Source organism: Curtobacterium sp. MMLR14_002 (genome assembly GCF_001864975.1).
GTDB classification, from domain to species: Bacteria; Actinomycetota; Actinomycetes; order Actinomycetales; family Microbacteriaceae; genus Curtobacterium; species Curtobacterium flaccumfaciens.
Genome location: NZ_MJGT01000058.1, coordinates 104,756 through 120,501 on the forward strand (window position 1 = coordinate 104,756; position 15,746 = coordinate 120,501).

Sequence of the window (15,746 nt, forward strand, 5' to 3'; positions counted from 1 at the left end):
CCGAGGGGACACGCCCATTATGCAGCGCTGCGGCTGGGAACGGCAAGGAACCGACCCCGATCAGTGCAGGACGGCACCGTCCGCGTCGACCGGGTGTCGCTCCCCCGCCGTGATCGGCACCGGGACGCGGTTGTCCTCCGGTGGGATCGGGCACGCGTACTGGTACGAGAACGCGCACGGCGGCAGGACCAGCCGGTTCCAGTCGAGCGCGACCGTGGCCTCCGTGCCGGGGTCGTCGAGGTACAGGAACCGACCCATCGAGTAGGTGCTGCCCGGGTCGTCCTCCGGTAGGGCGCTCGTGGCGTCCTGCACGATGAGCTGCAGCCGCGGGGCTCCGCGGTGGGCAGCGGACCGGACGGCGACGAACCGCACCGTGGCACCACCCACGACGGTCTCGACGTGTCCGGCGACCGGCAGGGCGTCGCCGGCGGCGTCGCGGACGCTGCCACGGGCCTCCAGGTCGTCTCCCACCAGCGGGACGTACGTGCCGGACGTCACCCAGTCGCCGGACCACGCGAAGCGGGCGATCTGTGCGAAGCGGGCGATCGCCTCGGACGACGGGTCCCAGACGCGCAGGGTGTCACCGCTGACGGTGCCGGCGAAGCCGTCCGGCAGCGCGACGGTCGACGGCACGACGGCGGTGTCCCCGGCCACCAGGACCGTGCCGTCGACCGGGACGCCGTCGACGACGACACCGTCGGAGGCCTCGGCCGTCACGGTGAGTCCGCCGACGGCCGGGGCCCACGTCCCGGGGACCGGCCAGACCGGCTGCGGGTGGTCGACGTGCTGGGCGTTCACGAGGGCGAGCGGCCCACGGGCACTGCGCGCCCAGCGGTCACGGTCGTGGACGTGCTCGGCGAAGGCGGCGATTACCGCGTCGTCGGGTGCGCCGGTGCCGCTCGTCACGCCTGCTCCTGGCGGGGGTAGATGACCTTCTGCACGATGATGATGACCGACGCCGCGACGGGCAGCGCCACGAGTGCGCCGAGCACGCCGCCGATCGTGCCGCCCGCGACCGCCGCGATGACCACGAGCGCGCCGGGCACCTGGACCGCACGCGACATGATGCGCGGGGAGATCAGGTAGGCCTCGACCTGCATGTAGACGAGGTAGTAGATGGCGGCGGCGAGGGCGGTGGCCGGCGACGCGAAGAAGCAGAGCAGCGAGATGACGATCGCGGCGGCGAGCGTGCCGACGAGCGGGATGAGCGAGCCGAGGAACGCGAACGACGCGAGCAGCACGGGCAGCGGGGCCCCGATGATGAGCAGGAAGATGAAGCTCAGGATGCCGTTGATCAGCGCCTGCGACACCTGCCCGACGACGTAGCGGCCGACGGCCTGCGTGATCTGCTCGCTCACGTCGATGAAGTTCTGGCGGCGCGACGCCGGCACGAACCGGTAGGTCGCACGCTTCATGCCCCGCATCGACGCGAGGAAGTAGAGCATCAGGATGATGACGATGAGCGCCCCGGTGACGCCGGACAGGATGCCGCTGCCGACCGCCAGGATCCCGCCGCCGACGCTGAGCAGGTTGCCCGGCTTCTCGACGAAGGACTGCAGCGACTGCAGGGCGTGGTCGATGTCGAACGACCCGGCGAACTGCTTCGACAGGTCCTGCACCCACTGCTGCTGCGAGATGTCCTGCACGATGTCGGGGAAGTTCTGGATCAGGTTGGACGCCTGCTCCACCAGGATCGGCACCACGGCGAACACGATGCCGGCGAAGGCCCCGAGGACCGCGACCACGACGATCGTGATGGCGGACCAGCGCGGGATGATCCGCTCCAGGAACGACACGAGCGGGTCGATGCCGAGTGCCAGGAACAGCGCGACCCCGATGTAGACCAGCACCGTGCTGAGCTCGTTGATGATCGCACCGGCGAGCAGCGCGACGAGCACCCCGATGGCGCCCATGAACCCGAGGCGGAAGGCGTTCACGCGCACGCCGGTACCGCCACGGGTCACCTCGAAGGTGACGTTCGGTGTCGGTGCGTGGTCGTCCTGCGACGTGTCGCGCTTCCTTGGCATGTGCACGTAGGGCGGGCGGGACTCGAACCCGCGGATCGTTCGGTTATGAGCCGACTGCCTTGACCAGCTTGGCTACCGCCCCTCGCCGGAGACCCTCAGGCCACCGGCTCACCACGATACAGCGACTCGAACGTCGACAGCGTGCGGTTGATGTCGTGTGCCTCGATCATGGCCAGGCTTCGTTCCCGCATCGCGACGTACTCCGACTCGGGCGCGGTGAGCACCGTCGTGAGCTTCGCCGCCAGGTCGTCCACGTCGCCCGGGGTGAACAGGTACCCGTTGCCGTCGATCAGGTGCGGGAGCGCCATCGAGTCGGCGGCGACGACGGGCAGCCCCGAGGCCATCCCCTCGAGTGACGAGATGCTCTGCAGTTCCGCCGTCGACGGCATCGCGAACACCGTCGCGTTGGTCAGGGCCTCCTGCTTGCGCTCGTCGGAGACGAAGCCCAGGAACCGCACGCGGTCCTCGAGCCCGAGCTCCTTCGCCAACGCGGTGAGCTTCGGGATCATCTCGCCGTCGCCGACGATGGTCAGCGTCGCGGACAGCTCGGCGGGCAGCAGCGCCACCGCGCGGACGAGCACGTCGAGGTTCTTCTCGGGGGCCACACGACCCACGAACACGATGTCGTTGTTGACCGGGCGTCCCTCGCGCGCCACGTACCGGGACGCGTCGATGCCGCACGAGATCGCGAGGACCTGCTGGCCGGCGATGGCCTTCCGCAGGTAGTCGGCGGCCAGGTTCGTCGGCGTCGTGATGGTGTCGGCCAGCCGGTAGGTCTTGGCGGCGTCGCTCCACGCGATCTTCAGCGCGAGGGGCAGCGTCCACTTGCCGAACGGTGTGTACTCGAGCAGGTTCTCCGGCATGAAGTGGTTCGTCGCGATGACCCGGATGCCGCGGTCGTTCGCCTCGTGCACGATGCCGCGGCCGATGACCACGTGTGACTGGATGTGGAGCACGTCGGGCTTGACGGCGTCGAGGATCGGGCCGGTCCACTTCCGGACGCTCCACGGCCAGACGAAGCGCAGCCACGGGTGCAGCGGCCACTTGTACGACTTCAGGCGGTGCACGACGAGCGTGACGCCGTGGTGCTCCTCGTCGAAGGTGCCGTAGTGGCGGCTCGAGGCCGGGGCCACGACGTGCACCTCGTGCCCGCGCTCGGCCAGGCCGACGGCGAGCTGCTCAGCGAAGGTGGCGGCGCCGTTGACGTCGGGGGCGAAGGTGTCCGCTGCGATCAGCACGCGCAACGGTCGGTGACCGCCCGTCGCTTCCGTCGGTCCGGCGGTGGCGGTGGTGGCGTCTCCTGACACGGCTGAGTTCGTCCTCTCGTGGGCGATGGCTGGTCGGCAGTGACGCTATCGCACCAGGATCGACGGTCGCGTCAGCCGCGCGGATGAGGGCGGCGACCACCGGGTGCGCGGCGCGTGCACCGCCGCGTGCGCGCCGGTGCACGCTCCGGCCGGCGTCAGGCCCGGGTCTGCGGGTGGTGCTTGGCGAGCAGGAACACCCCGGTGATGGCGATGCCCGCGGCCACCACGAACCCCGCGACCGCGAACCACGGCGCCCCCGAGGCCTCGCCGAGCACGATCACGCCGATGCCGACCGCGACGATCGGGTCGATCACCGTCAACCCCGCGATCACGAGGTCGGCCGAGCCGCTCGAGTACGCGTTCTGCACGAAGTACCCACCCAGCGACGCCGCCACGACCACCCCGACGATGGCGAGCACGGTCAGCCAGTCGAAGGTGCCGTTCACGAACCGGTTCAGCACCACCTTGGCCAGCGTCGCCACGAACCCGTAGAGCACCCCCGCCCCGACGATGTAGTACAGCGCACTGCGGTGCTTGGCGACCAGGCGGAAGGACACCAGCACGAGCACCAGCACGACGGCCAGGATCACCAGCACGGTGACGAGCTGCTGACGGGTGATCGCGCTCTCGTGCCCGACGAACGCGGCGATCCCGACGAAGATGCCGACACCGATGATGCACGTCCACACGGCCCGCCGGGCACGGCGACCGAGTGGCACACCGGACGACCGCGACGAGAACCACGTCGTGATGACGAGGGCGACGGCACCCAGGGGCTGCACGACGATCAGGGGCGCGAACGTGATGCTGATGAGCTGGAGCACCACCGCGATGCCGAGCATGAGCGTGCCGAGCACCCAGTAGCCGCTCGAGACGAGCCCGACGACGTGCCGGACGCTCAGCCCCTTCGACTGCCGACCGAGACGCGCCTCGACCCGCTGGACCCCGCGGCTCTGGAACTGCGCCCCGAGCGACAGGAACACCGCACCGATCAGCGCCACCGGGATCATCAGCGCCTGGAACGGCGTGAGGTTGCTCACGGCGTCGGGCAGCTGGAGGTCCGTCGTCACGCGTCGAGGCTACCGTCCCCCGCCGGATAACCTGGGTGAATGGCCGTTCTCCCGATCCGCATCACCGGCGAACCCGTCCTGCACGAGCGTGCAGCCGAGGTCACCGCGTTCGATGACGACCTCCGCACCCTCGTCGCCGACATGCTCGAGACCATGGACCTGGCACCGGGCGTCGGCCTGGCCGGACCGCAGGTGGGCGTCGGCAAGCGCCTGTTCGTGTACTCCTACACCGACGACGACGACGTCCTGCACCGGGGCGCCGCCGTGAACCCCGTCCTGTGGATCACGCCCCCGGTCCCCGAGTCCGTCGAGGAGCTCGACGAGGACGAGGAGTCCGAGGGCTGCCTGTCGATCCCGGGCGAGCGGTTCCCGCTCCGCCGCTCCGAGGGCGCCCTGCTGCGGGCCTTCGACGAGCACGGCACCCCGTTCGAGGTCGAGGCGCACGGCTGGCTGGCCCGGATCTTCCAGCACGAGTACGACCACCTGGACGGCTGGCTCTACGCCGACCGCCTGGTGCACCCCTACGGCAAGCAGGTCGCCAAGGCGATCCGCAAGAGCAGCTGGGGCGGCCCCGGCCAGTCCTGGTTGCCGGGTCGCGACCACCCCGAGGGCTGACGCCCGTCGACGTCGGCACCCGGTGCCGTCCAGCCCGTCGCTGGTCCGGCGGGCGGCCTGGAGGCCCGGCTCAGCCCCGGTAGGCAGCCAGTGCGTCCCGCAGGCGGTCGGTTTCAGGGTGCCCTGGGCAGTACCGCAGGAGCCCGGCGGCCACGTGCGCACCGCGCGCGTCGGCGACCGCCGACGTCCACGGCGCCGAGCCGCGGACCGCGCACGTGCTCGCGAGCTCGACGAGGGTCGCGTCGCCGCGCGCCGCCGCCACCGCGGCCTGCTGCTGGCTCGACGGCACCGACCCGGTCAGGCGCTTCGCCGAGCAGTCGGCGCGCTCGGCCTCCCACACCGCCGAGTAGGTGGTGTAGGTCTCGCTGTCCGATCCGTCGGCGGCGCAGACGAACGCGAAGACCACGGGCGACGCGCCCGAGCCCAGGCCGGTGTCCGAGCTCGTCGGGTCCTCGGACGCGTCGGTGTCCGGGCCGACGCTGCTGCAGCCGGTGAGTACCGCCGTCACGGCGACGACGACGCCCAGGAGCGTGAGTCGAGGCGAACGGGAACGGTGCACCTGTGAACGCTAACAGCAAGCGCTGCGGACGACCCGCACGGCGGCTCCTGCGATGATGGTCCGGCATCGCCCTGTCCTGGAGGTCCTCATCCCCCGCCTGCACTCCCGCCCCGTCCGTGCGACGGCCCTCGTGGTCGTCGCCCTGGCTGCTGTGTTCGTCGCCTACTGGCACCTCGGCCGTCCGACCATCGTGAACGACGAGTTCGTGTACCTCCGCGCGAGCTGGGCCTACGTGCACGGGAACTTCTCGCTCAACCTCGAGCACCCGCCGCTCGCGAAGTACGTGTACGGCGTGGCGCAGCTCCTGGTGGGACAGGGGCCGCTCGGACCGAGGCTGGTGGCTGCGACCGCGATGCTCGGCACGGGTGTCGTCCTGTTCCTCTGGCTGCGACGCGAGGTCGGCTTCTGGACCGGCCTGACCGCGGCGGCGATGTGGTGGCTGACGCCGCGTGGCTCGGGCTCGTCCTGGGCGGAAGCCGGGTCGGTCATCGGTGTCCGTATCGACCGGTTCGCGATGCTCGAACCCCTCATGGTCTTCTTCGCCGTCGCCTCGCTCGCCGCGGCCTGGCGCTGGATGCGGACCGGCAACCGGTGGTGGGTGGCCGCAGCGGGTGCGCTGCTCGCACTGTCCGTCACCTCGAAGGTGTCGACGGCAGTGCTCGTCCTCGCCGTGGGAGCACTCCCCTTGCTGTTCCGTCGGTGGCGCGACCTGGGGGTCGGTGCGCTGTACGGCGGCGTCGCGTTCGTGGTCGTGTTCGTGGTCGTCTACCTGCCGGTCGGGCTCTTCGAGGCCATCGGGCAGATGCTCCGGTTCCAGGCGCAGCAGAACGCCCACGGGCACCCGACGACCATCCTCGGGACGATCTACCCGGCGGCACCGTGGTGGGCGAACTTCGCGTTCCTCGCCGACGGCACGGGCTGGTTGCTGCTCACCGTCCTGACCATCGGTGTGGTCGCCGCGCTCGTCGTCCGACCGGACCGCCTGGTCGCGTACCTCGGCATCGCCCTCGGTGTCTTCCTCGTCTTCTACGTCATCGTCGCGAACGTCTCGCTGCCGTACTACTACGACGCGTGGATGCCGTTCATCATCGCGTTGGCGGCGATCGGGTACGGGCGACTGGCGACCGTCCGGCCGCCCGTCGGACGCATTGCGGCGGCAGTGCTCGTCGCCGCGCTGCTCATCCCCGTCGCACGGCTGGGCGTCGCCGTCGTGCAGACCCGTCCGAGCGGCATCGCGATGTTGACGGAGGCGCTCGAGGTCCGTGGCAAGGACGACGAGAACGTCCTGTTCGCCCGGTTCAGCGCGAACACCTGGCGCATCTACTTCGGCGACCGTGGCACGCAGAAGCCGCAGCTCGGACCGTTCGACGCGGTGGTGGTCGGCCACGACGACCGGCGCCCCATGCCGAAGCAGGTCCGCACGTTCCTGGCGGAGTACGACGACCAGCTCGAGCACTTCCGGCTCGACTACCTCGACGTCTACGTCACGAAGACCGGCGTGATCAACGACAACAACCGGGACGGCACCCTCAGCATCGAGCCCGAAGAGCCCGACGACCGCTGACCCGCACACGCCGGCGTCCCGCGCAGACGCCGGTGTCCCGCGCAGACGCCGGTGTCTCGCGCAGACGCCGGTGTCCCGCTAGGACGCACCCGAACGGGCGAGACACCGCCGAATCCGGAGGCGTCTCGAGCACGGGGCGGCGTGCATCGAAGACGCCGGCGTCTTCCCAACCGCCCGCAACGCAAACGGTCCCCACCCCCGAGGGGATGAGGACCTGTCGCTCCCCGAGTTGGACTCGAACCAACAACCTGCCGGTTAACAGCCGGCTGCTCTGCCAATTGAGCTATCGAGGATCACTGTCCGCTGGCGAATGACGTGCGAACAACGGGTAACAGCATAGCAGGACGCTGAGGCCCTCCACCGCATCGGACACGCCGCCCGGGCGCGCCGCGCTTCGAGGTCCCCGTGTCAGTACCCGGCGACCGGGTCGACGACGCCGACGAAGCCCTCGCCGTCGCCCCCGAGGAACGCCGCGGCGTTGAGCCGGACGCGCTCGGCGAGCAGCGGTGCGACCATCTCCGGGGTGTCGGCCTGGTGCGGGGTGATGACCGCGCCGGGCTCCGACCAGAGCGGGTGCCCGTCGGGCAGCGGCTCGGGGTCGGTGACGTCGAGGCCGACCGCGGCGATCTCCCCCGCGCGCAGGGCGGCGACCAGAGCATCGGTGTCCACGAGTCCGCCGCGGGCGATGTTCACGAGCCGGGCGGACGGCTTCATGATGCGGAACTGCTGCTCGCCGAAGAGCTTCGCGGTGCCCGAGGTCATCGCCGCCGCGATCATCACGACGTCGGCGTCGGGCAGGACCCGGTCGAGCTCGTCGGTGGTGACGGTGCGCGCGGCTCCGGGCACGGGCTCGGGCGAGCGGCGCACGACCGTGACGTCGACGTCGAACGGCGCGAGCAGCCGGAGGTACTCGAGGGCGATCCCGCCGGCACCGATCACGACGACGTTCCGCCCGTACAGCGAGACGCCCTCGGGCTCGGTCGCCCACGACGACGCACGAGCGCGCTTCTGCAGGACCCGGAGCGTGCCGAGGGTCAACGCGAGCGCGTGCTCGGCGACCGGCTCCGCGTAGGCGCCCTTGGCCGAGGTGAACAGCACGCGGTCGCCGTGCTCCTGGATCAGGTGCGCGAAGGCGTCGACGCCGGCGAACGGCAGCTGCACCCAGCCCACCCCCGGCGCCGAGGACAGCGCGTCGGCGAGGCCGGCCGGGTCGCGGGGGTCGAGCCAGACGACCCCGCGGGTGTCGGCGTCGAGCGGCGCGACGGTGCCGCCGGCCTCGGTCACGGCGTCCACGTGCAGGTCCGTCGGTTCCGGCAGCACGGCGACCGGCCCGGGCTGCGGGGCGTCGATCGGCAGCGGTGCACCCGACGTGGGGACGACGGCGCGGTGGCCGCGAGGGCCCTGGGAAGTGGCACTCACGCGTTCTCCTGACGGTCGGTGCGCGGGCCGGTGCCGGCGGCGAGCGGACGGCGCGGCGCCGACGAACGGCGGGCCGCGGTCGGTGCCGGACGACGCTTCACGCCGCGGGCCGCGGTCGAGGCGAGGGTCTTGACGTAGGGGTCGACGGGGTTGTCGAGGACCTCGTCGAAGGTGCCGAGCCCGACGAGCCGGGCATCGGCCATCACGGCGACGCGGTCGGCGAGGGCGCGGGCCTCGCGCAGGTCGCTGGACACGACGACGGCGGAGAACTGCCGGCCGCGCTGCAGGGTCGCCAGGGCCTCGAGCACGGACTGCCGCACGAGTACGTCGACGCCACGCGCCGGTTCGTCCGCGACCAGGAGCTGGGGCTCGAGCACGAGCGCCTTCGCCAGGGCGACACGCTGACGCTGCCCGCTCGAGAGCTCCCAGGTGTTCAGGCGCATCGCCCCGAGCGGCAGGTGCACCGCGTCGAGCAGCCGGGCCACGATGAGCCCGGCCTCGCGCCGGTCGAAACGGCGGTCGCGGGCGTAGATCGGTTCGGCGACGGCCTCGCCGACGGTCAGGTCCGGGCTGAGCCGGTCGGCGCCGTCCTGCGGCAGGTACCCGATCCGGCCGCTCAGCCGTTCGAGCTTGCGCGACGAAGGGCGGAGGCCCCGGGTCTTCTGGCCGAGCACGGTCAGCTCGCCGCCGACGATGTGCCGACGGAGGGCGCCCTCGCCCTCACCGTGGGATCCGAGCTGGCCGGCGATGGCGGCGGCGAAGGTCGACTTGCCCGATCCCGACTCACCGAGCAGGGCGAGGATCTCCCCCTGCCGGACCGTGAGGCTCACGCCGTCGACGGCCCGGATGGACTCACCCCCGCGTCCGCCCCGGTACTCGATCGACACGTCGTCCGCGACGACCGCCGGTCCGTTGACCGCGATCATGGGTCCCCTTCCACGCCGCCCCCTGGCGGCGGTTCGCGACGGGCCGCCCTGGCAGGTCCGTCGTGCGTGCAGCAGTGGAGACGACCGCCCTGGAGGCCCGGCGTGCGTCGACGACGCTGGCCGGGCCTCCAGAGCGGGTCACGTCGGGTCAGGACCCGACGTTCTCCAGTCGCTCCAGCGTACGCCGTCGCTCCGCCTGCTCGGCTGGGTCCGGCACCGGCAGCGACGCGAGGAGCCGCTGCGTGTAGGGGTGCTGCGGCGCGCCGAGGACCTGCGCCGTCGTGCCCGTCTCGACCAGGTCACCGCGGTACAGCACCGCGATCCGGTCGGACAGCGCGCCGACGACCGCGAGGTCGTGGCTGATGAACAGCGAGGCGAAGCCGAGGTCCTGCTGGAGCTCGAGGAAGAGCTCGAGCACACGGGCCTGCACGGAGACGTCGAGCGCACTCGTCGGCTCGTCGGCGATGAGCAGCTTCGGCCGGAGCGCGAGCGACCGGGCGAGCGATGCGCGCTGGCGCTGCCCGCCGGAGAGCTCGTGCGGGTAGCGGTCGCCGTACGCGGCCGGCAGCTGCACGGCCTCGAGCAGCTCGTCCACCCGCTTGCGCGCGGCACGGGGGCTCGAGACCTCCTTGTGCACGACCAGCGGCTCGGCGACGCACTCGGCGATCGTCAGCAGCGGGTTGAACGAGGTCGCCGGGTCCTGGAACACGAACCCGATGTCCTTGCGCAGGTGCTTGAAGTCGCGTTCGCGGTACCCGAGCATCTCGGCGCCGAGCACCGTGAGCGAGCCGCCGGTGACCTTCGTCAGGCCCGCCATGGCCCGGCCGATGGTGGTCTTGCCCGAGCCGGACTCCCCCACCAGGCCGAGGACCTCGCCCGGACGGATCGCCAGGTCGACGCCCTTGACGGCCTTGAACGCCGGCGAACCGAGCCGCCCGGGGTACTCGATCTCGAGCCCCTTCGCCTCCACCAGCGGGGTGACGTCCTCGGAGATCGCGGCGCGCCGGGCCACCCCGGTGGACGCCTCGAGCCGGGGCACCGCCGCGAGCAGCCGCTTGGTGTAGTCGGCCTGCGGCGTCGCGAACAGTGCCGTCGCCGTGGCCTCTTCGACGATCTCGCCCTGGTACATCACGGCGACGCGGTCGGCCAGGTCGGCGACCACGCCCATGTTGTGCGTGATGACGACGATCGCGGTGCCGAACTCGTCGCGGCAGCGGCGCAGCAGGTCGAGGATCTCGGCCTGCACCGTCACGTCGAGTGCCGTGGTGGGCTCGTCCGCGATGATGACGCTCGGCTCGAGGGCCAGTGCGCTCGCGATGACCACGCGCTGCTTCTGCCCACCCGAGAACTGGTGCGGGTAGTGGTCGACGCGGGTCTCGGGGTCCGGGATGCCGACGCGACCGAGGTAGTCGATGGCCTTCGCCCGTGCTTCCTTCTTGGACACGCCGCCGTGGGCACGGAGCCCCTCGGCGATCTGCCACCCGACGGTGAAGACCGGGTTGAGCGCGGTCGACGGCTCCTGGAACACCATCGCGCCGGCCGTCCCGCGGAGCTCGCGGAGCTTCTGCGAGCCGACCGACACGACGTCGGTGCCGTCGAGCAGCACCGCGCCGCCGAGTGTCGCCGTCTCCGGCATGAGCCGCAGCATGCTGCGGGCCGTGACGGACTTGCCGGAGCCGGACTCGCCGACCAGGGCGAGGACCTCGCCGGGACGGACGTCGAGGCTGACGCCCTTGACCGCGTCGACGGCGCCGCCGTCGGTCGCGAAGGTGACGGTCAGGTCGTCGACGACGACGACCGGCTCGGTGGTGGTGTCGCCCGGTTGCAGGCGGGTGGTCGGGGTCATGCGCCCGTCCCTTCCGTGTCGTTCCCGGCGGTGCGCGGTGCCTCGGCGTCGCGCGTGTCGCGGGGTGCCGCGGCGTCGCGCGTCTCGCGCGTCTCGCGCGTGGACACGAGCTGCTTCAGGCGTCGGCGTGCACGCAGGCGGGGGTCGGAGATGTCGTTCAGGCTCTCGCCGATGAAGGTCACACCGAGCACGAGCACCACGATCGCGACACCCGGGTAGACACCGGTCCACCAGACGCCGCTCGCGACGTCCGAGAGCGCGCGGCTCAGGTCGTAGCCCCACTCGGCGCCGGACGTCGGGCCGATGCCGAACCCGAGGAAGCCGAGGCCGGCCAGGGTCAGGATCGCGTCGCTCGCGTTGAGCGTCAGGATGAGCGGCAGCGAACGGGTCGAGTTCCGCAGGACGTGCCGCGTCATGATGCGCCACGGGTTCGTGCCCATCACGCGCGCCGACTCGACGAACGCGTCGTTCTTCAGCCGGACGGCCTCGGCACGCACCACGCGGAAGTACTGCGGCACGTAGACGACGGTGATCGAGATCGCCGCCGCGATGATGCCGCCCGAGTAGCTCGAGTTGCCGCCGGAGATGACGATGGACACGATGATCGCGAGCAGCAGCGACGGGAACGCGTAGATGGCGTCGGCCACGACCACCAGGACGCGGTCGAGCCAGCCGCCCAGGTACCCGGAGACCATGCCGAGCAGGACACCGACGATGATCGAGACGATCACGGCGACGATGACGACGAGCACGGCCGTGCGGGCGCCGTAGAGCACGCGGCTGAACACGTCGAAGCCGCCGACCGTGGTGCCCCAGATGTGCTCGGCACTCGGGGCGCCGGTGCGCGGGAAGCTCTGGCCGTCCGCGCCCTGCAGCTGGCCGAAGCCGTACGGGGCGAGGAGCGGGGCGAACACCGCGACGAGCAGGTAGAGGGCGCAGATGACCACGCCGACGATGAGCATGGCGCGCTGCCAGCCGGTGCTCCGGCGCAGCTGGACCACCACGGGGAGCCGCTTCCAGAGCGGCTCGTGGCGGTCGACGAGGGTGGTGTCGGCCATCGTCAGAACCTCACTCTCGGGTCGATCAGGGCGGCGACGACGTCGACGATGAAGTTGGTCACCGCGACGATCACCGCCAGCATCGCGACGATGCCCTGCACCGCGACGAAGTCACGGGCCGACAGGTACTGGTTGAGCTCGAAGCCCAGACCGCGCCACCCGAAGGTCGTCTCGGTGAGCACCGAGCCGCCCAGCAGCATCGCGATCTGCAGCCCCATCACGGTGATGATCGGCACGAGGGCCGGACGGAACGCGTGGGTACGCACCAAGCGCGACTCGCGCACACCGCGGGACCGGGCGGCGTCGACGTACTCGGAGCCGAGCGACCCGATCATGTTCGCGCGCACCAGGCGCAGGAAGATGCCGGCGGTGAGCAGGCCGAGCGTCAGCGCGGGCAGGACGGCGTGCTGGAGCACGTCGCCGATGACCTGGGCGTTGCCGGTGCGGAGCGCGTCGATGATGTAGATGCCGCTCGCGCCGGGGATGCCGTCGAGGATGAGCGACACCCGGGTCGAGGCACGGTCGCCGAGGGGCAGCCAGCCGAGCCACACCGAGAAGACGAGCTTGAGCAGCAGACCACCGAAGAACACCGGCGTGGCGTACGTCAGGATCGCCAGCGCGCGGAGCAGCACGTCCGGCCACTTGTCACGCGTGTACGCGGCGAGCATGCCGAGCGGGATGCCGAGCACCAGCGCGACGACGAGCGCGTAGAACACGAGCTCCGCGGTCGCACCGCCGTACGTGACGATGATGTCGGTGATCGGACGGTTGTCCGTCGACGAGGTGCCGAAGTCACCGCGCAGGATGTTGCCGAGGTACTCGAAGTACTGCACGAGCACCGGCCGGTCGTACCCGGCTGCGTGCAGGCGTTCCTGCAGCTGGCTCGGCGTGAGTCGACCGCCGACCGACGCGGTGATCGGGTTCCCGATGACGCGCATCAGGAAGAACACGAGCGTCACCAGGATGAAGACGGTCGGGATGATGAGGAGGAACCTGACGAGGATGTACCGGCCGAGTCCGCCGCCACTGTTCTTGGCACTGCGTTGTGCCTGTGGCTTGGTGGGATCGGTGCCGTTCACGTCCTGCGTCGCCTCGGGAGTGCTGAGGGTCACGGGGTGTGTGCCTTTCGTCGCCGTTGCACAGGCACGCGGGCGCTCCTCGTGGGAACGCCCGCGGCCTGCACGTGGGGCTTGGTGCTACTTGCTCAGGGTGGCGTACCGGAACTTGAACGAGGCGTCGAGGGTCAGGCCCTTGACGTCCTTGCCGGCGACCGCGACGGACTTGCCCTGCAGCAGCGGCAGCGTCGAGATCTGGGTGGCCTCGCGCTCCTGGGCCTGCTCGATCAGGTCAGCACGCTTGTCCGGGTCGGACTCGGCCTGCTCCTTCGCGATGAGGTCCTGGATCTCCGGGTCGTCGTAGTGGTTCTGGACGAAGTTCTCCTTGGTGAAGAACGGCGACAGGTAGTTGTCGGCGTCGGAGAAGTCCGGGAACCAGCCGAGCTGGTACACGGGGTAGGCGTCCTTGGTGCGCTCCTGGGCGTAGGTCGTGTAGACCGTCGACTGGATGTTGACGGTGAACAGACCGGAGTCCTCGAGCTGCTGCTTGAGCAGGGCGTACTCGTCGTCCGATGCCGAACCGTAGTGGTCGGGCGCGTACTGGATGTCGAGCTGCACCTTGCCCTTGACGCCGGCGTCCGACAGCGTCTTCTTCGCCTTGGACACGTCCGCGCCGCCGTCGCCGTCGCCGTACATCTCCTTGAACGGCTGGACCGCGCCGGTCAGGCCGTCCGGGACCATCGAGTACAGCGGGGTGAAGGTGTCGTTGTAGACCTCCTTCGCGAGCTGGGCACGGTCGACCACGTCGGCGGCGGCCTGACGCACAGCCAGGGCCTTCGCCTCGTCGGCGTCGTCCTGCCCGGTGCCGAACGGCTGCGTCTTGAAGTTGAAGACCACGTAGCGGATCTCGCCGCCGGGGCCGTCGGTGACCTTGAGGGAGTCGTCCTTGCGCAGGTCCGAGATGTCGGTCGGCGTCAGGGAGCGGTACGCCACGTCGACGTCGCCCTTCTGCACGGCGAGCTTGAGGTCGGTCTCCTTGGTGTAGTAGCTGGCGGTGACCTCGTCGGTCTTCGCCTTGCCGAGCAGGCCGTCGTACTTCGGGTTCGTCTTGTACTGGATCGTGTCGTTCTCCTTGTAGGAGCTGATCTGGTACTGCCCGGCGAAGGCCTTGCCCTTGACGATGTCGTCGGCGCTGGTGAGCTTCGTCGCGCTGAAGACGTCCTCGTCGACGATCGGACCGGCGGGGCTCGAGAGCACCTGCGGCCAGGTCTGGTCGGCGTGGTCGAGGTTGAACACCACGGTGGTGTCGTCCGGGGTGTCGATGCTCTTGAGGTTGGCCAGCAGCGACTGCGGACCGTTCTCGTTGTTGATCTTCAGCTCGCGGTCGAACGAGAACTTCACGTCGCTCGACGTGAGCTTGTTGCCGTTCGCGAACTCGAGCCCGTCCTTGAGGGTGACCTCGTAGGTGGTCGGGTTCGTGAACTCCGCCTTCGTGGCGATGTCCGGCTCGACGTCCGGGCTCCCAACGGGCGTGTTCATCAGGAACGGGAACACCTGGTTCTGCACGGCGAAGGAGCCGTTGTCGTAGGAACCGGCCGGGTCGAGGGACGTGATCTTGTCCGTCGTCCCGATGCTCAGGCCGTTCAGTTCGGTGTCACTCACGCTGCTGCTCGCGCAGCCGGTCAGCACCAGCGCCGTCGCTGCTGCACCGGCGCCGAGCGCGATGCCGCGCTTGCCCCACTTGGTCACGGATGCCATGTCCGCTGCCTCTCTGGTCATGATTGCAAGAGTCCTGAGCCGGAGGGTGGAACGTCTGTGTGCCCGGCCAGGAACGCTCATTGGTATCACCCTGTCACGGAACAGAACGAACCGGGGGCGATTTGTTTACACCGCTGTAATGCACGGGCCCGCCGCGTGATGCATGATTCCGCCGGAGTCGAGCGGCGCGTCACGCACGAAAGTTGCGTGGTGCAACCGGGGCGGTCCGGCGGTCGAGAGCGCCCGAACTGCCGTCCCAGGTGACGCCACGCAACGGTTCGTGCGACCTCGCCTCCCCCCGCCTGGCCTGGAGGCCCGCCCCGCGTCTGCCGCGCCCCACGCACCCCGCCGACCGGTCACGACTCCCCGCCCGCCCCACCCCGAGCGGTCACGTCCCGTCGGCCGAACCCCTGCCAACCGACGACCCGCGACCATTCGAGGCCCGACAGACGGCACGTCCTGACCACCCACGCACCCCCACGTACGAACTGGCGCTCGCAGCCCCGCCGCACGACAGTTCGCGCGACCTCGGCGACACGCAC

General features: G+C 70.6%; 13 protein-coding genes and 2 tRNA genes. 2 read left to right on the forward strand and 13 right to left on the reverse strand.

What is annotated here, in order from left to right; all coding sequences use genetic code 11:
- Positions 1-60: 60 nt before the first annotated feature.
- The 5 genes from BIU91_RS10195 to BIU91_RS10215 form a co-directional block, all read right to left on the reverse strand.
- Positions 61-906, reverse strand: a complete 846-nt coding sequence (locus tag BIU91_RS10195) for a DUF1684 domain-containing protein (RefSeq protein ID WP_071405347.1) — start codon at positions 904-906, stop codon at positions 61-63.
- The gene (locus BIU91_RS10200; protein ID WP_171907810.1) at positions 903-2,027 is read right to left on the reverse strand and encodes an AI-2E family transporter; all 1,125 of its coding nucleotides are present in this window, start codon (positions 2,025-2,027) and stop codon (positions 903-905) included. The genes BIU91_RS10195 and BIU91_RS10200 overlap by 4 nt, the downstream gene beginning before the upstream one ends.
- Positions 2,028-2,034: 7 nt before the next feature.
- Positions 2,035-2,109 (reverse strand) — tRNA-Ile (locus BIU91_RS10205).
- 13 nt (positions 2,110-2,122) lie between these two features.
- The gene (locus tag BIU91_RS10210) at positions 2,123-3,334 is read right to left on the reverse strand and encodes a glycosyltransferase (RefSeq protein WP_071405348.1); all 1,212 of its coding nucleotides are present in this window, start codon (positions 3,332-3,334) and stop codon (positions 2,123-2,125) included.
- Between the two features lie 155 nt (positions 3,335-3,489).
- Positions 3,490-4,404 (reverse strand): DMT family transporter, encoded by a 915-nt coding sequence (locus tag BIU91_RS10215; protein WP_171907811.1) that lies wholly within the window; start codon positions 4,402-4,404, stop codon positions 3,490-3,492.
- Positions 4,405-4,443: 39 nt separating this feature from the next.
- Between BIU91_RS10215 and def the strand changes: the two genes are divergently transcribed.
- On the forward strand, positions 4,444-5,019 hold the full coding sequence (gene def / locus BIU91_RS10220; protein WP_071405349.1) for a peptide deformylase: 576 nt from the start codon (positions 4,444-4,446) through the stop codon (positions 5,017-5,019).
- A gap of 70 nt (positions 5,020-5,089) precedes the next feature.
- Here the strand turns inward: def and BIU91_RS10225 are convergent, their stop codons facing one another.
- Positions 5,090-5,578: a hypothetical protein gene (locus BIU91_RS10225; RefSeq protein ID WP_071405350.1), complete on the reverse strand. Its 489-nt coding sequence runs from the start codon at positions 5,576-5,578 to the stop codon at positions 5,090-5,092.
- Between the two features lie 52 nt (positions 5,579-5,630).
- On the opposite strand from BIU91_RS10225, the gene BIU91_RS10230 reads away from it, so the two are divergent.
- Positions 5,631-7,142: a phospholipid carrier-dependent glycosyltransferase gene (locus tag BIU91_RS10230; RefSeq protein ID WP_071405351.1), complete on the forward strand. Its 1,512-nt coding sequence runs from the start codon at positions 5,631-5,633 to the stop codon at positions 7,140-7,142.
- A 220-nt stretch (positions 7,143-7,362) separates the two neighbouring features.
- On the opposite strand, the gene BIU91_RS10235 is transcribed toward BIU91_RS10230, so the two are convergent.
- The 7 genes from BIU91_RS10235 to BIU91_RS10265 form a co-directional block, all read right to left on the reverse strand.
- Positions 7,363-7,435: transfer RNA gene (locus tag BIU91_RS10235), tRNA-Asn, on the reverse strand.
- A gap of 115 nt (positions 7,436-7,550) precedes the next feature.
- Positions 7,551-8,561 (reverse strand): D-isomer specific 2-hydroxyacid dehydrogenase family protein, encoded by a 1,011-nt coding sequence (locus BIU91_RS10240; protein ID WP_084741043.1) that lies wholly within the window; start codon positions 8,559-8,561, stop codon positions 7,551-7,553.
- Positions 8,558-9,487, reverse strand: a complete 930-nt coding sequence (locus BIU91_RS10245; RefSeq protein WP_071405352.1) for an ATP-binding cassette domain-containing protein — start codon at positions 9,485-9,487, stop codon at positions 8,558-8,560. Before BIU91_RS10245 ends, BIU91_RS10240 begins: the two co-directional genes overlap by 4 nt.
- 148 nt (positions 9,488-9,635) lie before the next feature.
- Positions 9,636-11,333, reverse strand: coding sequence for an ABC transporter ATP-binding protein (locus BIU91_RS10250; RefSeq protein WP_071405353.1), 1,698 nt, complete (start codon positions 11,331-11,333; stop codon positions 9,636-9,638).
- A complete protein-coding gene (locus BIU91_RS10255; protein WP_071405354.1) occupies positions 11,330-12,391 on the reverse strand; it encodes an ABC transporter permease in 1,062 nt (353 codons plus the stop codon). The genes BIU91_RS10250 and BIU91_RS10255 overlap by 4 nt, the downstream gene beginning before the upstream one ends.
- Before the next feature lie 2 nt (positions 12,392-12,393).
- On the reverse strand, positions 12,394-13,470 hold the full coding sequence (locus BIU91_RS10260) for an ABC transporter permease (RefSeq protein ID WP_084741053.1): 1,077 nt from the start codon (positions 13,468-13,470) through the stop codon (positions 12,394-12,396).
- A 117-nt stretch (positions 13,471-13,587) separates the two neighbouring features.
- Positions 13,588-15,204: an ABC transporter substrate-binding protein gene (locus tag BIU91_RS10265; RefSeq protein ID WP_071405356.1), complete on the reverse strand. Its 1,617-nt coding sequence runs from the start codon at positions 15,202-15,204 to the stop codon at positions 13,588-13,590.
- Positions 15,205-15,746 lie beyond the last annotated feature (542 nt).

Excerpts from the sequence above, each read along its gene's own strand:
- def (WP_071405349.1), top strand. The coding sequence starts at position 4,444 with ATGGCCGTTCTCCCGATCCGCATCACCGGCGAACCCGTCCTGCACGAG.
- BIU91_RS10265 (WP_071405356.1), bottom strand. The coding sequence starts at position 15,204 with ATGGCATCCGTGACCAAGTGGGGCAAGCGCGGCATCGCGCTCGGCGCC.
- BIU91_RS10200 (WP_171907810.1), bottom strand. The coding sequence starts at position 2,027 with ATGCCAAGGAAGCGCGACACGTCGCAGGACGACCACGCACCGACACCG.
- BIU91_RS10255 (WP_071405354.1), bottom strand. The coding sequence starts at position 12,391 with ATGGCCGACACCACCCTCGTCGACCGCCACGAGCCGCTCTGGAAGCGG.
- BIU91_RS10250 (WP_071405353.1), bottom strand. The coding sequence starts at position 11,333 with ATGACCCCGACCACCCGCCTGCAACCGGGCGACACCACCACCGAGCCG.
- BIU91_RS10230 (WP_071405351.1), top strand. The coding sequence starts at position 5,631 with ATGATGGTCCGGCATCGCCCTGTCCTGGAGGTCCTCATCCCCCGCCTG.
- BIU91_RS10245 (WP_071405352.1), bottom strand. The coding sequence starts at position 9,487 with ATGATCGCGGTCAACGGACCGGCGGTCGTCGCGGACGACGTGTCGATC.